This window comes from Streptomyces tibetensis (assembly GCF_007655005.1).
GTDB lineage: Bacteria > Actinomycetota > Actinomycetes > Streptomycetales > Streptomycetaceae > Streptomyces > Streptomyces tibetensis.
The window spans coordinates 205,088-221,031 of record NZ_SZVW01000004.1 but is presented as its reverse complement, the minus strand read 5'-3'; the positions used below and the strand labels follow the sequence as shown (position 1 = coordinate 221,031).

Below are 15,944 nucleotides of genomic sequence, written 5' to 3'. Positions count from 1 at the left end.
TTCACGTGAAACCGATCGACCCGCGTCTGCTCCGGTACGCCCGCGCCACCCGTGTCTTCCTGGTGGCGGTCGTCGCCCTGGGGGCGGTGGGGGCGGGGTTGGTCATCGCGCAGGCGATGCTCATCGCCGAGGTGGTGGTCGGCGCGTTCCAGCACCGCATGACGGTGTCCGAACTCGGCACTCCCCTGGTGCTGTTGGCGGGCGTCGCGGTCGGCCGGGCGCTGGTCGGCTGGCTCACCGAACTCGCCGCGCACCGGGCGAGTGCGGCAGTGAAGTCCGAGCTGAGGGGACGGCTGCTGGAGCGTTCCGCAGAGCTCGGCCCGGGCTGGTTGAGCGGGCAGCGGACCGGCTCGCTCGTCGCCCTGGCCACCCGGGGCGTCGACGCCCTCGACGACTACTTCTCGCGGTATCTGCCGCAGCTGGGCCTCGCGGTGGTCGTGCCGGTGGCGGTGCTGGCGCGGATCGTCACCGAGGACTGGGTCTCGGCGGCCATCATCGTGGGCACCCTGCCGCTCATCCCGGTCTTCATGGTGCTGATCGGCTGGGCCACCCAGTCCCGGATGGACCGTCAGTGGCGGCTGCTGTCGCGGCTGTCCGGGCACTTCCTGGATGTCGTCGCGGGCCTTCCGACGCTGAAGGTCTTCGGACGGGCCAAGGCGCAGGCCGAGTCGATCCGGCGCATCACCGGCGAGTACCGCCGGGCGACCATGCGGACGCTGCGGGTCGCCTTCATCTCCTCGTTCGCCCTGGAACTGCTCGCGACGATCTCGGTGGCTCTGGTCGCCGTGACGATCGGCATGCGGCTGGTGCACGGCGAGATGGATCTGTACATCGGTCTGGTCATCCTGATCCTCGCGCCCGAGGCGTATCTGCCGTTGCGGCAGGTCGGGGCGCAGTACCACGCGGCGGCGGAGGGGCTCGCCGCCGCCGAGGAGATTTTCGAGGTCCTGGAGGCGCCCCGGCCGGCGTCCGGCTCCGAGCCCGTGCCGAAGGGTGCCCTGTCGTTCGAGGGCGTGACCGTCCGCTACCCGGGGCGGTCGGCGGACGCCGTCACGAACGTGACCTTCGGCGTCGAGCCCGGGGAGACGGTCGCGCTGGTGGGACCGAGCGGCGCCGGCAAGTCGACGCTGCTGAGCGTCCTGCTGGGGTTCGTGCGACCGGCCGAGGGGCAGGTGCGGGTCGGGGGTGTCGACCTCGTCGATGCCGACCTGGAGCAGTGGCGCTCCCGGATCGCGTGGGTGCCGCAGCGGCCGCATCTCTACGCCGGGACGATCGCCGAGAACGTACGGCTGGCGCGGCCCGGCGCCGACGACGACTCCGTACGGCGGGCGCTGCGGGACGCCGGGGCGCTGGAGTTCGTCGACACGCTGCCCCAGGGTGTGGAGACCGTGCTCGGCGAGGACGGCGCCGGGCTGTCCGCCGGGCAGCGGCAGCGCCTCGCACTGGCCCGGGCGTTCCTCGCCGACCGGCCCGTGCTGCTGCTCGACGAGCCGACGGCGGCGCTGGACGGGGCCACTGAGGCCGAGGTCGTCGCGGCGGTGCGGCGGCTCGCGGCCGGCCGGACGGTCCTGCTGGTGGTGCACCGGCCGGCGCTGCTGGACGTCGCGGACCGGGTGGTGCGGCTGGAGGGCACGGACCTGGCGGCGCGGCAGGCGGAGTCCGGGGCCACCGCTGCCCTGCCTGTGGCGTCCGCCGCGACCCGGCCGGCCGGCGCCCGGATCGCCGAGGCCGAGCCGCCCGCCCCGGCCGAGTCCGTCGGACGGTCGGCCCGCGGCGGTGTCCTCACGCGCGTCCGCGCGATGTCCGGTCCCCGGCGCGGGCGGCTGGGACTCGCGCTGCTGCTCGGAAGTCTCGCCCTGTGGAGTGCCGTGGGGCTCATGGCCACCTCGGGGTGGCTGATCTCGCGGGCCTCGCAGCAGCCGCCCGTGCTCTATCTGATGATGGCGGTCACCGCGACACGGGCGTTCGGGATCGGACGGGCCGTGTTCCGGTACGCCGAGCGGCTGGTGTCGCACGACGCCGTGCTGCGGATGCTGGCGGACGCCCGCGTCGCGGTGTTCCGCAGGCTGGAGCGGCTGGCACCGGCCGGTCTGCGCCGGGTCCGCCGGGGCGATCTGCTCTCCCGGCTGGTCGCGGACGTGGACGCGCTGCAGGACTACTGGCTGCGGTGGCTGTTGCCGGCCGGGGCGGCCCTGGTCGTGTCGGCCGCGTCGGTCGGCTTCACCGCGTGGCTGCTCCCCGAGGCCGGGGCGGTGCTCGCGGCCGGGCTCCTGGCGGCCGGGGTCGGTGTACCGCTGATCACCGGCGCTGTGGCCCGCCGGGCCGAACACAAACTGGCACCCGCCCGCGGGGTGCTCGCGACGCGCGTGGCCGACCTGCTCACCGGCACCGCGGAACTGACCGTCGCCGGCGCACTTCCCGCGCGGACCGCCCAGGCCCGCGAGGCCGACGGAGCACTGACCCGGATCGCCGCGCGGACCGCCACGGCCACCGCCCTGGGCGACGGTCTCACCGCGTTGATCTCAGGGCTGACCGTCACGGCCGCGGCGCTGGCCGGCGCGCAGGCGGTCGCCGCCGGGCGGCTCGACGGTGTGACCATGGCCGTTGTCGTCCTGACTCCGCTCGCCGCCTTCGAGGCCGTGCTCGGGATGCCGCTCGCCGTGCAGTACCGGCAGCGCGTGCGCCGCAGTGCGGAGCGGGTGTACGAGGTGCTGGACGCCCCTGAGCCCGTGCGGGAGCCGGAGCGGCCCCGGCAGGTGCCCACCTCGCCCTTCCCGGTCGTCGTCAAGGGACTGACCGCCCGGCACGCAGGGCAGGACCGGGAGGCGCTCGACGGGCTCGACCTGACCCTCGACGAGGGGCGCCGGATCGCCGTGGTCGGACCATCCGGCTCCGGCAAGACCACGCTGGCGCAGGTGCTGCTGCGGTTCCTCGACGCGGAGGCGGGCTCGTTCACGCTCGCGGGTGTGGACGCGTCCGCGCTGCACGGCGACGACGTACGAGCGCTCATCGGACTGTGTGCGCAGGACGCGCATCTCTTCGACAGCTCGCTGCGCGAGAACCTGCTGCTCGCCAGGAAGGACGCCACCGAGGAGCAGCTGCGCGCCGTGCTGGGCCGCGCCCGGCTGCTGGAGTGGGCGGACAGCCTGCCCGACGGTCTGGACACGCTCGTCGGCGAGCACGGGGCGCGGCTGTCGGGAGGCCAGCGGCAGAGGCTGGCGCTGGCCCGGGCACTGCTCGCCGACTTCCCCGTCCTGGTACTGGACGAGCCCGCCGAGCATCTCGACCTGGCGACGGCCGACGCGCTCACCGCCGATCTGCTGGCCGTCACCGAAGGGCGGACCACGCTGCTGATCACGCACCGGCTGGCGGGCCTCGAAGCGGTCGACGAGGTGATCGTGCTGGACCGGGGGCGGGTCGTGCAGCGCGGCCGGTACGCGGACCTGCTGGCAGCGCAGGGGCCGCTGCGGGAGATGGCGGAGCGGGAAGCGGCCGCGGAGTCGCTGGTGGCAGTGCGGTAGCGGCCGGGAACGGTGTGCACTGGGCCGTTCGGCGCAGCCGGTCCCCCAGCCGCAGGACCTGAACAGGACCGGGCCCGCGGTGCTGGGCGACGATCGCTGACATGCGCTCATATCGCCGTCATCGGCTGCTGGTTCCGGTCCTGCTGTGTGCGCTGGCCGTGCTCGCGGCCCGGCCGACGGCAGCGCCCGAGGAGCCCGGCAGCGGCACCGGCGCGGACACCGGCATCAGTGCCGAGGTGGCGCGCCTGTACGAGGAGGCCGCGGTGGCGACGCAGCAGTACGAGGCCGGCCGTAAGGAGGCCGAGGAGCAGCGGGCCGAGGTCCAGCGGGCGGAGGAACTCCTGGACGCGCAGCGGCGGCACATCGCCGTTCTGCACGAGGACCTCGGCCGGATCGCCCGGGCGCAGTACCGCGGCAGCGGGGGCCTGCCGGTGGCCGCGTACATGATCCTCGCCGACAGTCCCGACAGCCTGATGCGAGGTCAGCACGCCTTCTCGCAGGCGGATCTCGCCGTGAACAACGCGATCTCCAAGAACCGGCGGGCCGAGGCGCGGCTGGCGGCGGACGAGGCCAGGGCCGCGGACCGGTGGCAGGCGCTGGAACGCCGTAACACTCAACTCGCGAGTCTGAAGGCGGACATCGAGCAGAAGCTGGAGTCGGCGCGCTCACAGCTCCAAGGGCAGGCGGACGCCGCGGCCGCTGCCGGGGCGTGCCGCGGAGCCGTCCGGCTCGACCAGCCGGAGACGGGGTTCAGCGAGGGCGACTGGGTCGCTCCGGTCGAGACGTACGAGCTGTCGGCGTCCTACGGCAGCGGTGGTGCGCGCTGGTCGAACCGGCACACCGGGCAGGACTTCGCGGTGCCGATCGGCACGCCGGTGCGGGCCGTGGGTGCGGGCCGGGTGGTGAGGGTGTCCTGCGGGGGTGCCTTCGGCATGGAGATCGTGATCGAGCACGCGGGCGGCCCTTACACGCAGTACGCCCATCTCGCTTCGATCGCGGTCGACGAGGGGGAGCACGTCAGCCCCGGACAGTGGATCGGCCAGTCGGGCACCACGGGCAACTCCACCGGGCCGCACCTGCACTTCGAGGCCCGGATCACGGCGGAGTCGGGCTCTTCGGTGGACCCGGTCTCGTGGCTGGCGGCGCGCGGGGTGTCCCTCTGAGACACCCCGGCTCCGGCGGCTACGGCAGTTCCGTCAGCAACTGCTCGATCACGACCGCCACCCCGTCCTCGTTGTTCGCCACCGTCCGACCGGAGGCGGCGGCGATCACGTCGGGGTGCGCGTTGCCCATCGCGTACGACCGGCCCGCCCAGGTCAGCATCTCCACGTCGTTCGGCATGTCACCGAAGGCGACGACCTGTTCGTGCGAGATGCCGCGCTCGGCGCAGCACAGCGCGAGAGTGCTGGCCTTCGACACTCCCGGGCCGCTGATCTCGAGGAGGGCGCTGGGGCTGGAGCGCGTGACGTTGGCGCGATCGCCGATGGCGAGGCGGGCCAGGGTCAGGAAGGCGTCGGGGTCGATCTCGGGGTGGTAGGCGAGGACCTTCAGCACCGGCTCCGCGGCGGCCTGGTGGTCCGGGCCCAGCAGCTCTTCGGCCGGAGCGAGGCTGTCCGGTGTCTCCATGTGCAGCTTCGGGTACGCCGGCTCCTGGTAGAAGCCGTACGTCTGCTCCACCGCGTACACCGTGCCCGGCGCCGCGTCGCGCAGCAGCCGTACGGCGTCCAGGGCGTTCTCCCGGGCCAGCTCCCGCACCTTCACGAACCGGTGGGCACCGGGGCCGCCGTGCAGGTCGACCACGGCGGCGCCGTTGCCGCAGATCGCCAGGCCGTGGCCGTGCACATGGTCGCTGACGACGTCCATCCAGCGGGCCGGGCGGCCCGTGACGAAGAAGACCTCGATGCCCGCCTCCTCGGCGGCGGCCAGCGCGGCGACCGTACGCGGGGACACCGACTTGTCGTCGCGCAGCAGAGTGCCGTCGAGGTCGGTGGCGATCAGTCGCGGCGGGAGGGTTTCGGGCGCGGTCTCGGGCTGTCGGGTCGCTGAGGTCACCCGGCCATTGTCCCGCACATGTCTGCACGGGCGTGCGGGGCTCCGCACAGGTGAGTGGATGCCGCTGCCACCAGGAGCCCCGCTGCCACCGGGAGCCCTGCATGAGCAGCCGCTCCGCGGGGTCCTGGCGGTGAGGCCCCGGCAGAGACCCGGACGCAGGCCCTGCAAGGCTCCGACGCATCCGGCCGCCTCAGCGCAGCTGCGCCGGCGCCTCCATCGCGATCTGCTCGAAGACCTTCTCGTCCGCGGCGAAGGGCGAGTCGGGGATCGGCCAGTGGATCACGATCTCCGTGAAGCCAAGCTCCACATGCCGTCCGGCGAAGTCCACGAACGCGTCCAGGGACTGGAGCGGGCCGACACGGTCCGGCGTGAAACCGGTGAGCAGCACCCGATCGAGGTCGGTCATGTCGCGGCCGACTTCGGCGCAGATGTCGTCGAGCCGCTCCGCCTGCCCACGAATCGCCTGAACCGACTGCTCAGGAGTGCCGTTCTCGTACAGCTTCGGGTCGCCGGTGGTCACCCACGCCTGCCCGAAACGGGCGGCCAGCCGCATGCCGCGTGGCCCGGTCGCGGCCACCGCGAAGGGCAGCCTGGGGCGCTGCACACAGCCGGGGATGTTCCGCGCCTCGTGGGCGGAGTAGAAGTCACCCTCGTAGGACACGGCGTCCTCGCAGAGCAGCCGGTCGAGCAGCGGGACGAACTCGGCGAAGCGGTCGGCGCGCTCGCGCGGGGTCCACGGTTCCTGGCCGAGCGCGGTGGCGTCGAAGCCGGAGCCGCCCGCGCCTATGCCCAGCGTGACCCGCCCGCCGGAGATGTCGTCGAGGGAGATCAGTTCCTTGGCGAGCGTCACGGGGTGCCGGAAATTCGGGGAGGTCACCAGCGTGCCCAGCCGCAGCCGGTCGGTGACGCTCGCGGCGGCCGTGAGGGTCGGCACGGCGCCGAACCACGGGCCGTCCCGGAAGGTGCGCCAGGACAGGTGGTCGTAGGTGTACGCGGTGTGGAAACCGAGCTGCTCGGCGCGCGTCCAGGCCGCGCGGCCGCCTTCGTGCCAGCGGCGGTACGGGAGGATCACGGTGCTCAGACGCAGACTCATGGCATCGAGCCTAAGGGAGCGCCGGCGGTCCCCCCTGTTTCACGTGAAACAGTCACCGTGCGCGTCCGGGTGGACACGGAAACTAGCCGGGAAAGCGCAGGTACCGAGCCGGGACGGCCTCGGTCAGCCACACCCCGTTCGCGCTGACCTGGAAGACATGGCCGTCCCGGTGCATGGCGTCCGCGTCGACCGTCAGCACGACCGGCCGGCCCCGACGGGCTCCGACTCGGGTCGCCGTCTCCCGGTCGGGCGAGAGGTGCACGGCATGCCGGTTCATCGGGCGGAGTCCCTCGGCCCGGATCGCATCCAGGTGGCGGGCGACGGTGCCGTGGTAGAGGTGTGCGGGCGGGGTGGCCGACGCCAGGCCGAGGTCGACCTCCACGGTGTGGCCCTGGCTGGCGCGGATCCGGGTGCCCTCGACGGCGAAACGCCGCTTGTCGTTGGTGGCGACGACATGGTCCAGCTCGTCGCGGGTGAACCGGAAACCGTGCGCGGCTGCCGCGGCGATCAAGGTGTCGATCTCGACCCAGCCGGCCTCGTCGAGCGTGAGCCCGATGCGTTCCGGCTGGTGGCGCAGATGCTTCGACAGATACTTCGACACCTTCACGGTGCGTCTTTCGTCCATCCCACCAGGGTGCTGGAGAGACCCGAATCACGCGATCGAGTTTCACCTCGGAGGTTTGATCCACAGCGAAGTATGGTTATCCACAGGGGAATTGGCGTTTCTGTGGACAACTGAGCGCCGACGCAGGGGATTTGGTCCTCGTCCCGCCTCGCCTACCTGACCTGCCTTGCTCCGCCTCGCCTGCCTCACCTCGTCTCGCCTGCCTCACCTCGCCTCACACCGGCGGCCTCATCCGCGCCAGGCCTCGCAGTGCCCCCGGTGCCCACCGTGACAACCACCGCGCCCCCCGCGCCTCCGGTGTCACCGGCGCCACCGCCTCGTTGCGCGCGACCGCCCGCAGGATCGCGCGGGCGACCTTCTCCGGCGGATAGTTCCGCAGCCCGTACAGGCGGGCGGCGCGCTTCTGCAGCCGCTTCTCCTCCAGGGCGTCGACCCCGGCGAAGTGCGCCGTCGAGGTGATGGCGGTGTTCACGATGCCGGGGCAGACCGCCGTCACGCCGATCCCACGTCCGGCGAGCTCCGCCCGCAGGCACTCGCTGAGCATCAGCACGGCCGCCTTGGAGGTGCTGTACGCGGGCAGCGCCCGGGACGGCTGGTACGCCGCGGCCGATGCCACGTTGACGATGTGGCCGCCCTGTCCGCGCTCGGCCATCCGCCGGCCGAAGAGCCGGCACCCGTGGATGACACCCCACAGGTTGACGTCGAGGACCTTCTTCCAGTCCTCCGGGGTGGTGTCGAAGAAGGAACCGGACAGTCCGATCCCGGCGTTGTTCACCAGGACGTCCACCACCCCGTACTCGGTGGTGACCTTGTCGGAGAGCTTCTCCATGGCCTGCTCGTCGGAGACGTCGGCCGTCTCCGCCCAGACCTCGGGGGCGCCCAGCAGGCGGCAGGACTCGGCTGTGCGGGCCGCCGCCTCCCCGTTCCGGTCGACGACCACGACGCGCGCACCGGTTTCGGCGAACGCGAGCGCCGTCGCCCGCCCGATGCCGCTGCCCGCCCCGGTGACCAGCACGAGCTGCCCGCCGAACCGCTGGGCGTGCTCGCCGCTCCCCGCCACCGGGGACTGCTTGTTCTCTACGGACGTCACGAACTCCTCGATCCACGAGGCCAGTCGGTCGGGGCGGGTCCGAGGGATCCAGTGACCCGCCTGGACCGTTCTGCGGGTCAAGTGCGGAACCCACTGCTCCAGTTCGTCGTGGAGCCGCTCCGAGAGGAACCGGTCCTCCAGGGGCGTGATGATCTGCACGGGCGCGTGGGCGTGCGCATCCGCGCGCGGCGCGCGCAGCCGGGGCCGGACGTTGTCCCGGTACAGCCAGGCCCCGTGTGCCGCGTCCGACGGCAGGGACGCGGTGGGGTAGTCGCCCCGGGGCACCTTCTCGGCCCGCTCCAGCATCCGCGGCCAGCGCCTGCCGAGCGGGCCGCGCCAGGCCAGCTCGGGCAGCACGGGCGTATGCAGCAGGTACACGTACCAGGACCGGGCGCCCTGCCCGAGCAGCTGTCCGATCCGGCGCGGGGTGGGCCGCTTCACGCGCCGGCCGATCCAGTGGCCGAAGTGGTCGAGGGACGGCCCGGACATCGAGGTGAACGAGGCGATGCGGCCCCTGGTGCGCTGCACGGTGGTGAACTCCCAGGCCTGCACGGAGCCCCAGTCGTGCCCGACCAGATGCACCGGCCGGTCCGGGCTCACCGCGTCCGCGACGGCCAGGAAGTCGTCTGTCAGCTTCTCCAGCGTGAACCCGCCCCGCAGCGGCCGCGGCGCCGTCGACCGGCCGTGCCCGCGGACGTCGTACGCCACCACGTGAAAGCGTCCGGCGAGCCGCCCGGCGACCTCGGACCACACCTCCTTGCTGTCCGGGTAGCCGTGCACCAGGACGACCGTCGGCCGTCCCGGATCACCCATCTCGGCCACGCACAGCTCGACTTCGCCGGTCCGCACCCTGCGCTCCCGCGCGCCCGTCAGCAACGTCATCCGGCGAATCTGGCAGTTGTTAGAGAGTTCGTCAATAGGAGCTGCCCGGTGGTGGTAACCCTCAAGGAGCAGCTCCCCTAGGGGCCCGTAATACTCAGGGCTGATCCGAAGACAGCTCTGCGGAGTGACGACCGCCACGCACACGGCCCCTACCTTCGAGGGGTGACTGTGATCGCGACCGAAAGCCTGAGCAAGCGGTTCCCCCGGGTGACCGCGCTTGACCGGCTCTCCGTGGACGTCGGGCCCGGTGTGACCGGACTCGTCGGAGCCAACGGAGCCGGCAAGTCCACACTGATCAAGATCCTGCTGGGTCTGTCCCCCGCCACCGAGGGCCGCGCCGAAGTGCTCGGTCTCGATGTCGCCACCAAGGGCGCCGCCATCCGCGAGCGGGTCGGCTACATGCCCGAGCACGACTGCCTGCCGCCGGACGTCTCGGCCACCGAGTTCGTCGTCCACATGGCGCGCATGTCCGGTCTGCCGCCCACCGCCGCGCGCGAGCGCACGGCCGACACCCTGCGCCACGTCGGCCTGTACGAGGAGCGCTACCGCCCCATCGGCGGCTACTCGACCGGCATGAAGCAGCGCGTCAAGCTCGCGCAGGCCCTCGTCCACGACCCGCAGCTGGTCTTCCTGGACGAGCCGACCAACGGCCTCGACCCGGTCGGCCGCGACGAGATGCTCGGCCTGATCCGCCGGATCCACACCGACTTCGGCATCTCGGTCCTGGTCACCTCGCACCTGCTGGGCGAGCTGGAGCGCACCTGCGACCACGTCGTCGTCGTGGACGGCGGCAAGCTCCTGCGCTCCAGCTCCACCACGGACTTCACGCAGACCACCACGACCCTCGCCATCGAGGTCACCGACACCGACGAGCACCCGGACGGCACCCGCGCGGTCCGCGAGGCGCTGCAGGCGCGCGGGGTGGCCGTCGAGGACGGCAGCGGCCTGCCGGGCGCCGGCCACGTCCTGCTGCTCACGGCGCAGGGCGAGGAGACGTACGACCTGGTCCGGGACGTGATCGCGGACCTCGGACTCGGCCTGGTGCGCATGGAGCAGCGCCGGCACCACATCTCCGAGGTCTTCACCAGCAGCGACGAGCGCGAGCAGCGGAAGGAGGCGGTCGGCCATGGCGGTTGAGCACTCCACGGGGGCAGCCGCCCCGGCACCGGGCGACCAGACCCGCATCCACAACATCGGCTACCGCACCTACGACGGCCCGCGCCTCGGCCGCGCCTACGCCCGCCGCTCCCTGTACTCGCAGTCCCTGCGTGGCTCCTACGGCCTCGGCCGCTCGGTGAAGTCCAAGGTGCTGCCGATGCTGCTCTTCGTGGTGATGTGCGTGCCCGCGGCCATCATGGTCGCCGTAGCGGTCGCCACCAAGGCCAACGCCCTCCCGCTGGACTACACGCGCAACGCGATCGTCATGCAGGCGGTCATCAGCCTGTACGTCGCCTCGCAGGCACCCCAGTCCGTCTCGCGGGACCTGCGCTTCAAGACCGTTCCGCTGTACTTCTCGCGGCCCATCGAGACCGCCGACTACGTCCGCGCCAAGTTCGCGGCACTGGCCTCGGCGCTGTTCATCCTCACCGCGGCGCCCCTGCTCGTGCTCTACGTGGGCGCACTGCTGGCCAAGCTCGACTTCGCCGACCAGACCAAGGGATTCGCTCAGGGACTCGTCTCCGTGGCACTGCTCTCACTGCTGTTCGCCGGCATCGGCCTGGTCATCGCGTCCTTCACCCCGCGCCGCGGCTTCGGCATCGCGGCCGTGATCGCCGTGCTGACCATCACCTACGGCGCGGTCTCCACCCTCCAGGCCATCGCCGACGCCCAGGGCAGCGGCGACGCGGTGCCGTGGATCGGGCTGTTCTCGCCGATCACGATCGTCGACGGTGTGCAGTCCGCGTTCCTGGGCGCGACGTCCGCCTCCCCGAGCGGGGTGGGCCCGAGCACCGCCGAGGGCATCGTCTACGTCCTCGTCGCCCTGGGCCTGATCGCGGCGAGCTACGGCCTCCTGATGCGCCGCTACAAGAAGGTGGGACTGTGACCACGCTCTCCATCGACCACGTCTCCCGCTGGTTCGGCAACGTGGTCGCCGTCAACGACATCACCATGACCATCGGCCCCGGGGTCACCGGCCTGCTCGGCCCCAACGGCGCCGGAAAGTCCACCCTCATCAACATGATGGGCGGCTTCCTGGCCCCTTCCACCGGCACGGTCACCCTCGACGGCCAGGCCGTCTGGCGCAACGAGCAGATCTACAAGCACATCGGCGTCGTCCCCGAGCGGGAGGCGATGTACGACTTCCTCACCGGCAAGGAGTTCGTCCTGGCCAACGCCGAGCTGCACGGCCTGGGTGCCAAAGCGGCCCAGAAGGCGCTCGCCACCGTCGAGATGGAGTACGCCCAGGACCGCAAGATCCAGACGTACTCCAAGGGCATGCGTCAGCGCGTGAAGATGGCCTCCGCCCTGGTCCACGACCCCTCGCTGCTCCTGCTGGACGAGCCGTTCAACGGCATGGACCCGCGCCAGCGCATGCAGCTGATGGACCTGCTGCGCCGCATGGGCGACGAGGGCCGCACGGTGCTGTTCTCGTCCCACATCCTCGAAGAGGTCGAGCAACTCGCCTGGCACATCGAGGTGGTCGTCGCCGGCCGGCACGCCGCCAGCGGCGACTTCCGCAAGATCCGCCGCCTGATGACCGATCGGCCGCACCGCTACCTGGTGCGTTCCAACGACGACCGCGCCCTCGCGGCCGCGCTGATCGCCGACCCGTCGACGGCCGGCATCGAGGTCGACCTCGCCGAGGGCGCGCTGCGCATTCAGGCCGTCGACTTCGGCCGCTTCACGGCGCTGCTGCCGCGGGTGGCCAGGGACCACGGCATCCGGCTGCTCACGGTCTCGCCGTCCGACGAGTCCCTCGAGTCCGTCTTCTCGTACCTCGTCGCGGCGTAGGAGGCCCTGATGTACGACCCCACAGTCGCCCGGCTCACCTACCGGGCCCTGCTCGGCCGACGCCGGGCCCTCATCCTCGGTGCCCTGCCGATGCTGCTGATCGTGATCGCCGTGGCGGTGCGCGCCCTGGCCGGAGCGGACGACCAGACGGCGTCCGACCTCCTGGGTGGACTCGCCCTCGCCACGATGGTGCCGATCATCGGCGTCATCGCCGGAACGGGCGCGATCGGACCGGAGATCGACGACGGCTCGGTGGTGTACCTGCTGTCCAAGCCGATCAAACGGCCGACGATCATCTTCACCAAGCTGATCGTCGCGATCGCCGTGACCATGGTGTTCTCCGCGGTGCCGACGCTCATCGCCGGCTTCATCCTGAACGGCAACGGCCAGCAGGTCGCCGTCGCCTACACGGTGGCCGCGCTGGTCGCCTCCATCGCGTACGCGGCCCTGTTCCTGCTGCTGGGCACGGTCTCGCGGCACGCGGTGGTGTTCGGTCTCGTCTACGCGCTGGTCTGGGAGGCCCTGTTCGGCTCCCTGGTGCCGGGCGCGCGCACGCTCAGCGTCCAGCAGTGGTCGCTGGCGGTGGCGCAGAAGGTGTCCGGCGGGGACCTGGTCTCCTCGGACGTGGGTCTGACCACGGCGACCGTACTGCTGGTGGCCGTCACGGTGCTGGCCACCTGGTTCGCCGGACAGAAGCTGCGCTCCCTGACGCTCGCGGGCGAGGAGTGACGTGCCCCGGCCTTGACGGAGGCTTCATCTTCGCCAGGGCACACTGGGCGAACGGGATGTAGGGGAAGCTCAACGGGAGTTGGACGGCTGGGAGGACGGGAATGGCGGGCGAGAGCGCTCAGTACGACGACCGCGGCTCGTACGGTTCAGGGGCCGGTGACGGCACCCGGGACGAGTTCGACGCTGTCGTCCTGGACGAGGACTTCATACGCTCCGCCGGAACCTCCGAGCCGTCCGCCCGGGCCCGGATGCTCGCCGCGAGGTGGAGCCGCGAGGAACCGGAACCGCAGCCCTGGCGGTCCGACGAGCCGCCCGCGGGCTGGTTCTTCAGCAAGGCCCGCCGCCGCAGATGGCGCAGGCGCTAGCCGACCGCCCGGCCGGAATCCACCGCCGACCGTCCGCCTTGCCGGGATCCACTGCTGACCGTCCGCCTTGCCGGAAATGACCGCCAACCGTCCGCGTGGGCACGTTCCACCGCCGTTTTATTCAGTGGCGTCCAATTCGCCCGGCAGGCAGAGTGGTTGTCGTCAACGCCGGGCCCGAGCGGTCCGGAGTCACGAGCCGGGAGAGGAGCGGGACGATGTCCATGCACGGCAGTACGTCCAGCTCCCTTCAGGGCAGCCGGCGGCGGGATCCGGAGTAGCCACTACCCCTCCGTGGAACCCGCCCACACGGGGAGCTGCCCGGGGCGGCCGCTTCGAGCACGCGAATCGCACATCGCGTGGGCCGCCCACCCGGAGGATTGGCCGAGTGGTAAGGCACCGGTTTGCTAAACCGTGGTCGGGTCTCAAAGGCCCGCGCACGTTCGATCCGTGCATCCTCCGCCGAGCACCGTCGAGCCCTGAGTATCGGGCTTTGAGCACTGGCCTTGAGCAACGGGCTCCGACCACCGGGCCCCGGGCTCAGCCGAGCCACCGCTCCAGCACCACCGCGATGCCGTCCTCGTCGTTGGAGGACGTCACCTCGTCGGCCACCGCCTTCAGTTCCTCGTGGGCGTCCGCCATGGCGACGCCGCAGGAGGCCCAGGCGAACATCGGTATGTCGTTGGGCATGTCGCCGAAGGCGATCGTGTCGGCCGCCTTCAGCCCGAGGCGACGGGCCGCCAGGGACAGCCCCGTCGCCTTGGACAGACCCAGCGGGAGCAGCTCGACGATGCCCTCGCCCGCCATCGTGACGGTGACGAAACCGCCGGCGGTGCGCGTCGCCGCCTCGCAGAGCTCGTCGTCGGTCAGCGTCGGGTGCTGGATGTACAGCTTGTTCAGGGGCGCGGCCCACAGGTCCGACGCGTCCGTGAAGGGAGTGGCGGGCAGGGCGCCGTGCACCGCGTAGCCCGGGCCCACCAGCACCTCGCCGTCGAGGCCGTCGCGGCTCGCCGCCAGGTGGAGCGGGCCCACCTCCGCCTCGATCTTGGCCAGCGCCACCCCGGCCAGCTGCCGGTCCAGCGTCACCGACGTCAGCAGGCGGTGCGCGCCGGCGTCGTAGACCTGCGCGCCCTGACCGCAGACGGCGAGGCCCTGGTAGCCGAGGTCGTCGAGGATGTGCCGGGTCCACGGGACGGCGCGGCCCGTGACGACGATGTGCGCGGCGCCCGCCGCGGTGGCCGCGGCGAGCGCGTCACGGGTGCGCTGCGACACCGTGTCGTCGGAGCGCAGCAGCGTTCCGTCGAGATCGGTGGCGACGAGCCGGTACGGGAAGCCGCCCGGGGAAGCCGTGTCGCTCACTTGGCCACCGGCTCCAGTACCTCCCGGCCGCCGAGGTACGGACGCAGCACCTCGGGCACGCGCACCGAACCGTCGGCCTGCTGGTGGTTCTCCAGGATCGCCACGATCGTGCGCGGGACGGCGCACAGCGTGCCGTTGAGCGTGGCCAGCGGGCGGACCTGCTTGCCCTCACGGACGCGGATCGACAGGCGGCGGGACTGGAACTCGGTGCAGTCCGAGGTCGAGGTCAGCTCGCGGTATTTGCCCTGGGTCGGGATCCACGCCTCGCAGTCGAACTTGCGGGAGGCCGAGGAGCCGAGGTCGGCCGACGCGACGTCGATGACCCGGAACGGCAGCTCCAGCGACGTCAGCCACTGCTTCTCCCACTCCAGCAGGCGCTGGTGCTCGGCCTGCGAGTCCTCAGGAGCGACGTAGGAGAACATCTCGACCTTGTCGAACTGGTGCACGCGGAAGATGCCCCGGGTGTCCTTGCCGTGCGAGCCGGCCTCGCGGCGGAAGCAGGGCGAGAAGCCCGCGTAGCGCAGGGGGAGGCGGTCGGCGTCGAGGATCTCGTCCATGTGGTACGCCGCGAGCGCCACCTCGGACGTGCCGACCAGGTAGAGGTCGTCGTCGGCGAGGTGGTAGACGTCCTGTGCCGCCTGGCCGAGGAAACCCGTGCCCGCCATGGACTGGGGGCGGACCAGCGCCGGGGTCAGCATCGGGGTGAAGCCGGCCGCGGTGGCCTGCGCCATCGCCGCGTTCACGAGGGCGAGCTCCAGGAGGGCGCCCACGCCGGTCAGGAAGTAGAAGCGCGAGCCGGAGACCTTGGCACCGCGCTCGACGTCGATCGCGCCGAGGAGCTGGCCGAGCGCCAGGTGGTCCTTGGGCTCGAAGCCCTCGGCGTCGAAGTCGCGGATCGTGCCGTGCGTCTCGCGGGTGACGAAGTCCTCCTCGCCGCCCACGGGCACGTCCGGGTGCACGAGGTTGCCGAGCCGCTGGAGCAGTTCCTGCGTCTCGGTCGCGGCCGCGTCGCGGTCCGCGTCGGCGGCCTTGACGTCGGCGGCGAGCTGGCCCGCCTTCTTCAGCAGCTCGGCCTTCTCGTCGCCGGCCGCCTTGGGGATGAGCTTGCCGAGTGCCTTCTGCTCGGCGCGGAGCTCGTCGAAGCGGACGCCGGACGACCTGCGCCGCTCGTCGGCAGACAGGAGGGCGTCGACGAGCGCGACGTCCTCTCCACGGGCGCGCTGCGACGCGCGCACACGGTCGGGGTCCTCACGGAGCAGGCGAAGGTCAATCACGCGCC

Annotated in this window: 13 protein-coding genes and 1 tRNA gene; 8 read left to right on the top strand and 6 right to left on the bottom strand. The window is 72.0% G+C overall.

The genetic code is table 11. From position 1 onward, the window contains the following. The first annotated feature begins 5 nt into the window (after positions 1-5). Complete coding sequence (cydD, locus tag FDO69_RS08235; RefSeq protein WP_104779081.1) at positions 6-3,521, top strand: thiol reductant ABC exporter subunit CydD; 3,516 nt, start codon at positions 6-8, stop codon at positions 3,519-3,521. A 101-nt stretch (positions 3,522-3,622) separates the two neighbouring features. After that, positions 3,623-4,684 carry a M23 family metallopeptidase gene (locus FDO69_RS08230; protein ID WP_104779080.1) on the top strand — a complete coding sequence of 354 codons (1,062 nt, stop codon included), beginning with the start codon at positions 3,623-3,625 and terminating at the stop codon, positions 4,682-4,684. Positions 4,685-4,703: 19 nt separating this feature from the next. Here the strand turns inward: FDO69_RS08230 and FDO69_RS08225 are convergent, their stop codons facing one another. The 4 genes from FDO69_RS08225 to FDO69_RS08210 all read right to left on the bottom strand — a co-directional run bounded on the left by FDO69_RS08225 (position 4,704) and on the right by FDO69_RS08210 (position 9,263). Next, positions 4,704-5,573, bottom strand: a complete 870-nt coding sequence (locus FDO69_RS08225) for a Cof-type HAD-IIB family hydrolase (RefSeq protein WP_167526544.1) — start codon at positions 5,571-5,573, stop codon at positions 4,704-4,706. A gap of 190 nt (positions 5,574-5,763) precedes the next feature. Beyond that, the gene (locus FDO69_RS08220; RefSeq protein ID WP_104779078.1) at positions 5,764-6,666 is read right to left on the bottom strand and encodes an LLM class flavin-dependent oxidoreductase; all 903 of its coding nucleotides are present in this window, start codon (positions 6,664-6,666) and stop codon (positions 5,764-5,766) included. A gap of 82 nt (positions 6,667-6,748) precedes the next feature. Then, complete coding sequence (locus FDO69_RS08215) at positions 6,749-7,291, bottom strand: RNA 2'-phosphotransferase (protein ID WP_104779077.1); 543 nt, start codon at positions 7,289-7,291, stop codon at positions 6,749-6,751. Positions 7,292-7,505: 214 nt separating this feature from the next. After that, the gene (locus FDO69_RS08210; protein ID WP_104779076.1) at positions 7,506-9,263 is read right to left on the bottom strand and encodes an SDR family oxidoreductase; all 1,758 of its coding nucleotides are present in this window, start codon (positions 9,261-9,263) and stop codon (positions 7,506-7,508) included. A 168-nt stretch (positions 9,264-9,431) separates the two neighbouring features. On the opposite strand from FDO69_RS08210, the gene FDO69_RS08205 reads away from it, so the two are divergent. The 6 genes from FDO69_RS08205 to FDO69_RS08180 all read left to right on the top strand — a co-directional run bounded on the left by FDO69_RS08205 (position 9,432) and on the right by FDO69_RS08180 (position 13,768). Continuing rightward, on the top strand, positions 9,432-10,400 hold the full coding sequence (locus FDO69_RS08205) for an ABC transporter ATP-binding protein (protein ID WP_104779075.1): 969 nt from the start codon (positions 9,432-9,434) through the stop codon (positions 10,398-10,400). Next, positions 10,390-11,307, top strand: coding sequence for a hypothetical protein (locus tag FDO69_RS08200; protein ID WP_104779074.1), 918 nt, complete (start codon positions 10,390-10,392; stop codon positions 11,305-11,307). Before FDO69_RS08205 ends, FDO69_RS08200 begins: the two co-directional genes overlap by 11 nt. Continuing rightward, positions 11,304-12,215: an ABC transporter ATP-binding protein gene (locus FDO69_RS08195; protein WP_104779073.1), complete on the top strand. Its 912-nt coding sequence runs from the start codon at positions 11,304-11,306 to the stop codon at positions 12,213-12,215. The genes FDO69_RS08200 and FDO69_RS08195 overlap by 4 nt, the downstream gene beginning before the upstream one ends. Positions 12,216-12,224: 9 nt before the next feature. After that, positions 12,225-12,944 (top strand): ABC transporter permease, encoded by a 720-nt coding sequence (locus FDO69_RS08190; RefSeq protein ID WP_104779072.1) that lies wholly within the window; start codon positions 12,225-12,227, stop codon positions 12,942-12,944. Between the two features lie 101 nt (positions 12,945-13,045). Further along, positions 13,046-13,309, top strand: a complete 264-nt coding sequence (locus tag FDO69_RS08185; protein WP_104779071.1) for an SGM_3592 family protein — start codon at positions 13,046-13,048, stop codon at positions 13,307-13,309. 371 nt (positions 13,310-13,680) lie between these two features. Next, positions 13,681-13,768: transfer RNA gene (locus FDO69_RS08180), tRNA-Ser, on the top strand. Positions 13,769-13,846: 78 nt separating this feature from the next. Here the strand turns inward: FDO69_RS08180 and FDO69_RS08175 are convergent. Together FDO69_RS08175 and serS are read right to left on the bottom strand one after the other, a co-directional pair. Further along, positions 13,847-14,665 carry an HAD family hydrolase gene (locus tag FDO69_RS08175; RefSeq protein WP_104779070.1) on the bottom strand — a complete coding sequence of 273 codons (819 nt, stop codon included), beginning with the start codon at positions 14,663-14,665 and terminating at the stop codon, positions 13,847-13,849. Continuing rightward, positions 14,662-15,939 (bottom strand): serine--tRNA ligase, encoded by a 1,278-nt coding sequence (serS, locus tag FDO69_RS08170; protein WP_104779069.1) that lies wholly within the window; start codon positions 15,937-15,939, stop codon positions 14,662-14,664. The genes FDO69_RS08175 and serS overlap by 4 nt, the downstream gene beginning before the upstream one ends. Positions 15,940-15,944: the final 5 nt, after the last annotated feature.

What these genes read in the sequence shown, in the direction of transcription:
- FDO69_RS08200 (WP_104779074.1), top strand. Translation starts at nt 10,390, where the DNA reads ATGGCGGTTGAGCACTCCACGGGGGCAGCCGCCCCGGCACCGGGCGAC.
- FDO69_RS08220 (WP_104779078.1), bottom strand. Translation starts at nt 6,666, where the DNA reads ATGAGTCTGCGTCTGAGCACCGTGATCCTCCCGTACCGCCGCTGGCAC.
- FDO69_RS08215 (WP_104779077.1), bottom strand. Translation starts at nt 7,291, where the DNA reads ATGGACGAAAGACGCACCGTGAAGGTGTCGAAGTATCTGTCGAAGCAT.
- FDO69_RS08190 (WP_104779072.1), top strand. Translation starts at nt 12,225, where the DNA reads ATGTACGACCCCACAGTCGCCCGGCTCACCTACCGGGCCCTGCTCGGC.
- FDO69_RS08185 (WP_104779071.1), top strand. Translation starts at nt 13,046, where the DNA reads ATGGCGGGCGAGAGCGCTCAGTACGACGACCGCGGCTCGTACGGTTCA.
- FDO69_RS08230 (WP_104779080.1), top strand. Translation starts at nt 3,623, where the DNA reads ATGCGCTCATATCGCCGTCATCGGCTGCTGGTTCCGGTCCTGCTGTGT.
- FDO69_RS08210 (WP_104779076.1), bottom strand. Translation starts at nt 9,263, where the DNA reads ATGACGTTGCTGACGGGCGCGCGGGAGCGCAGGGTGCGGACCGGCGAA.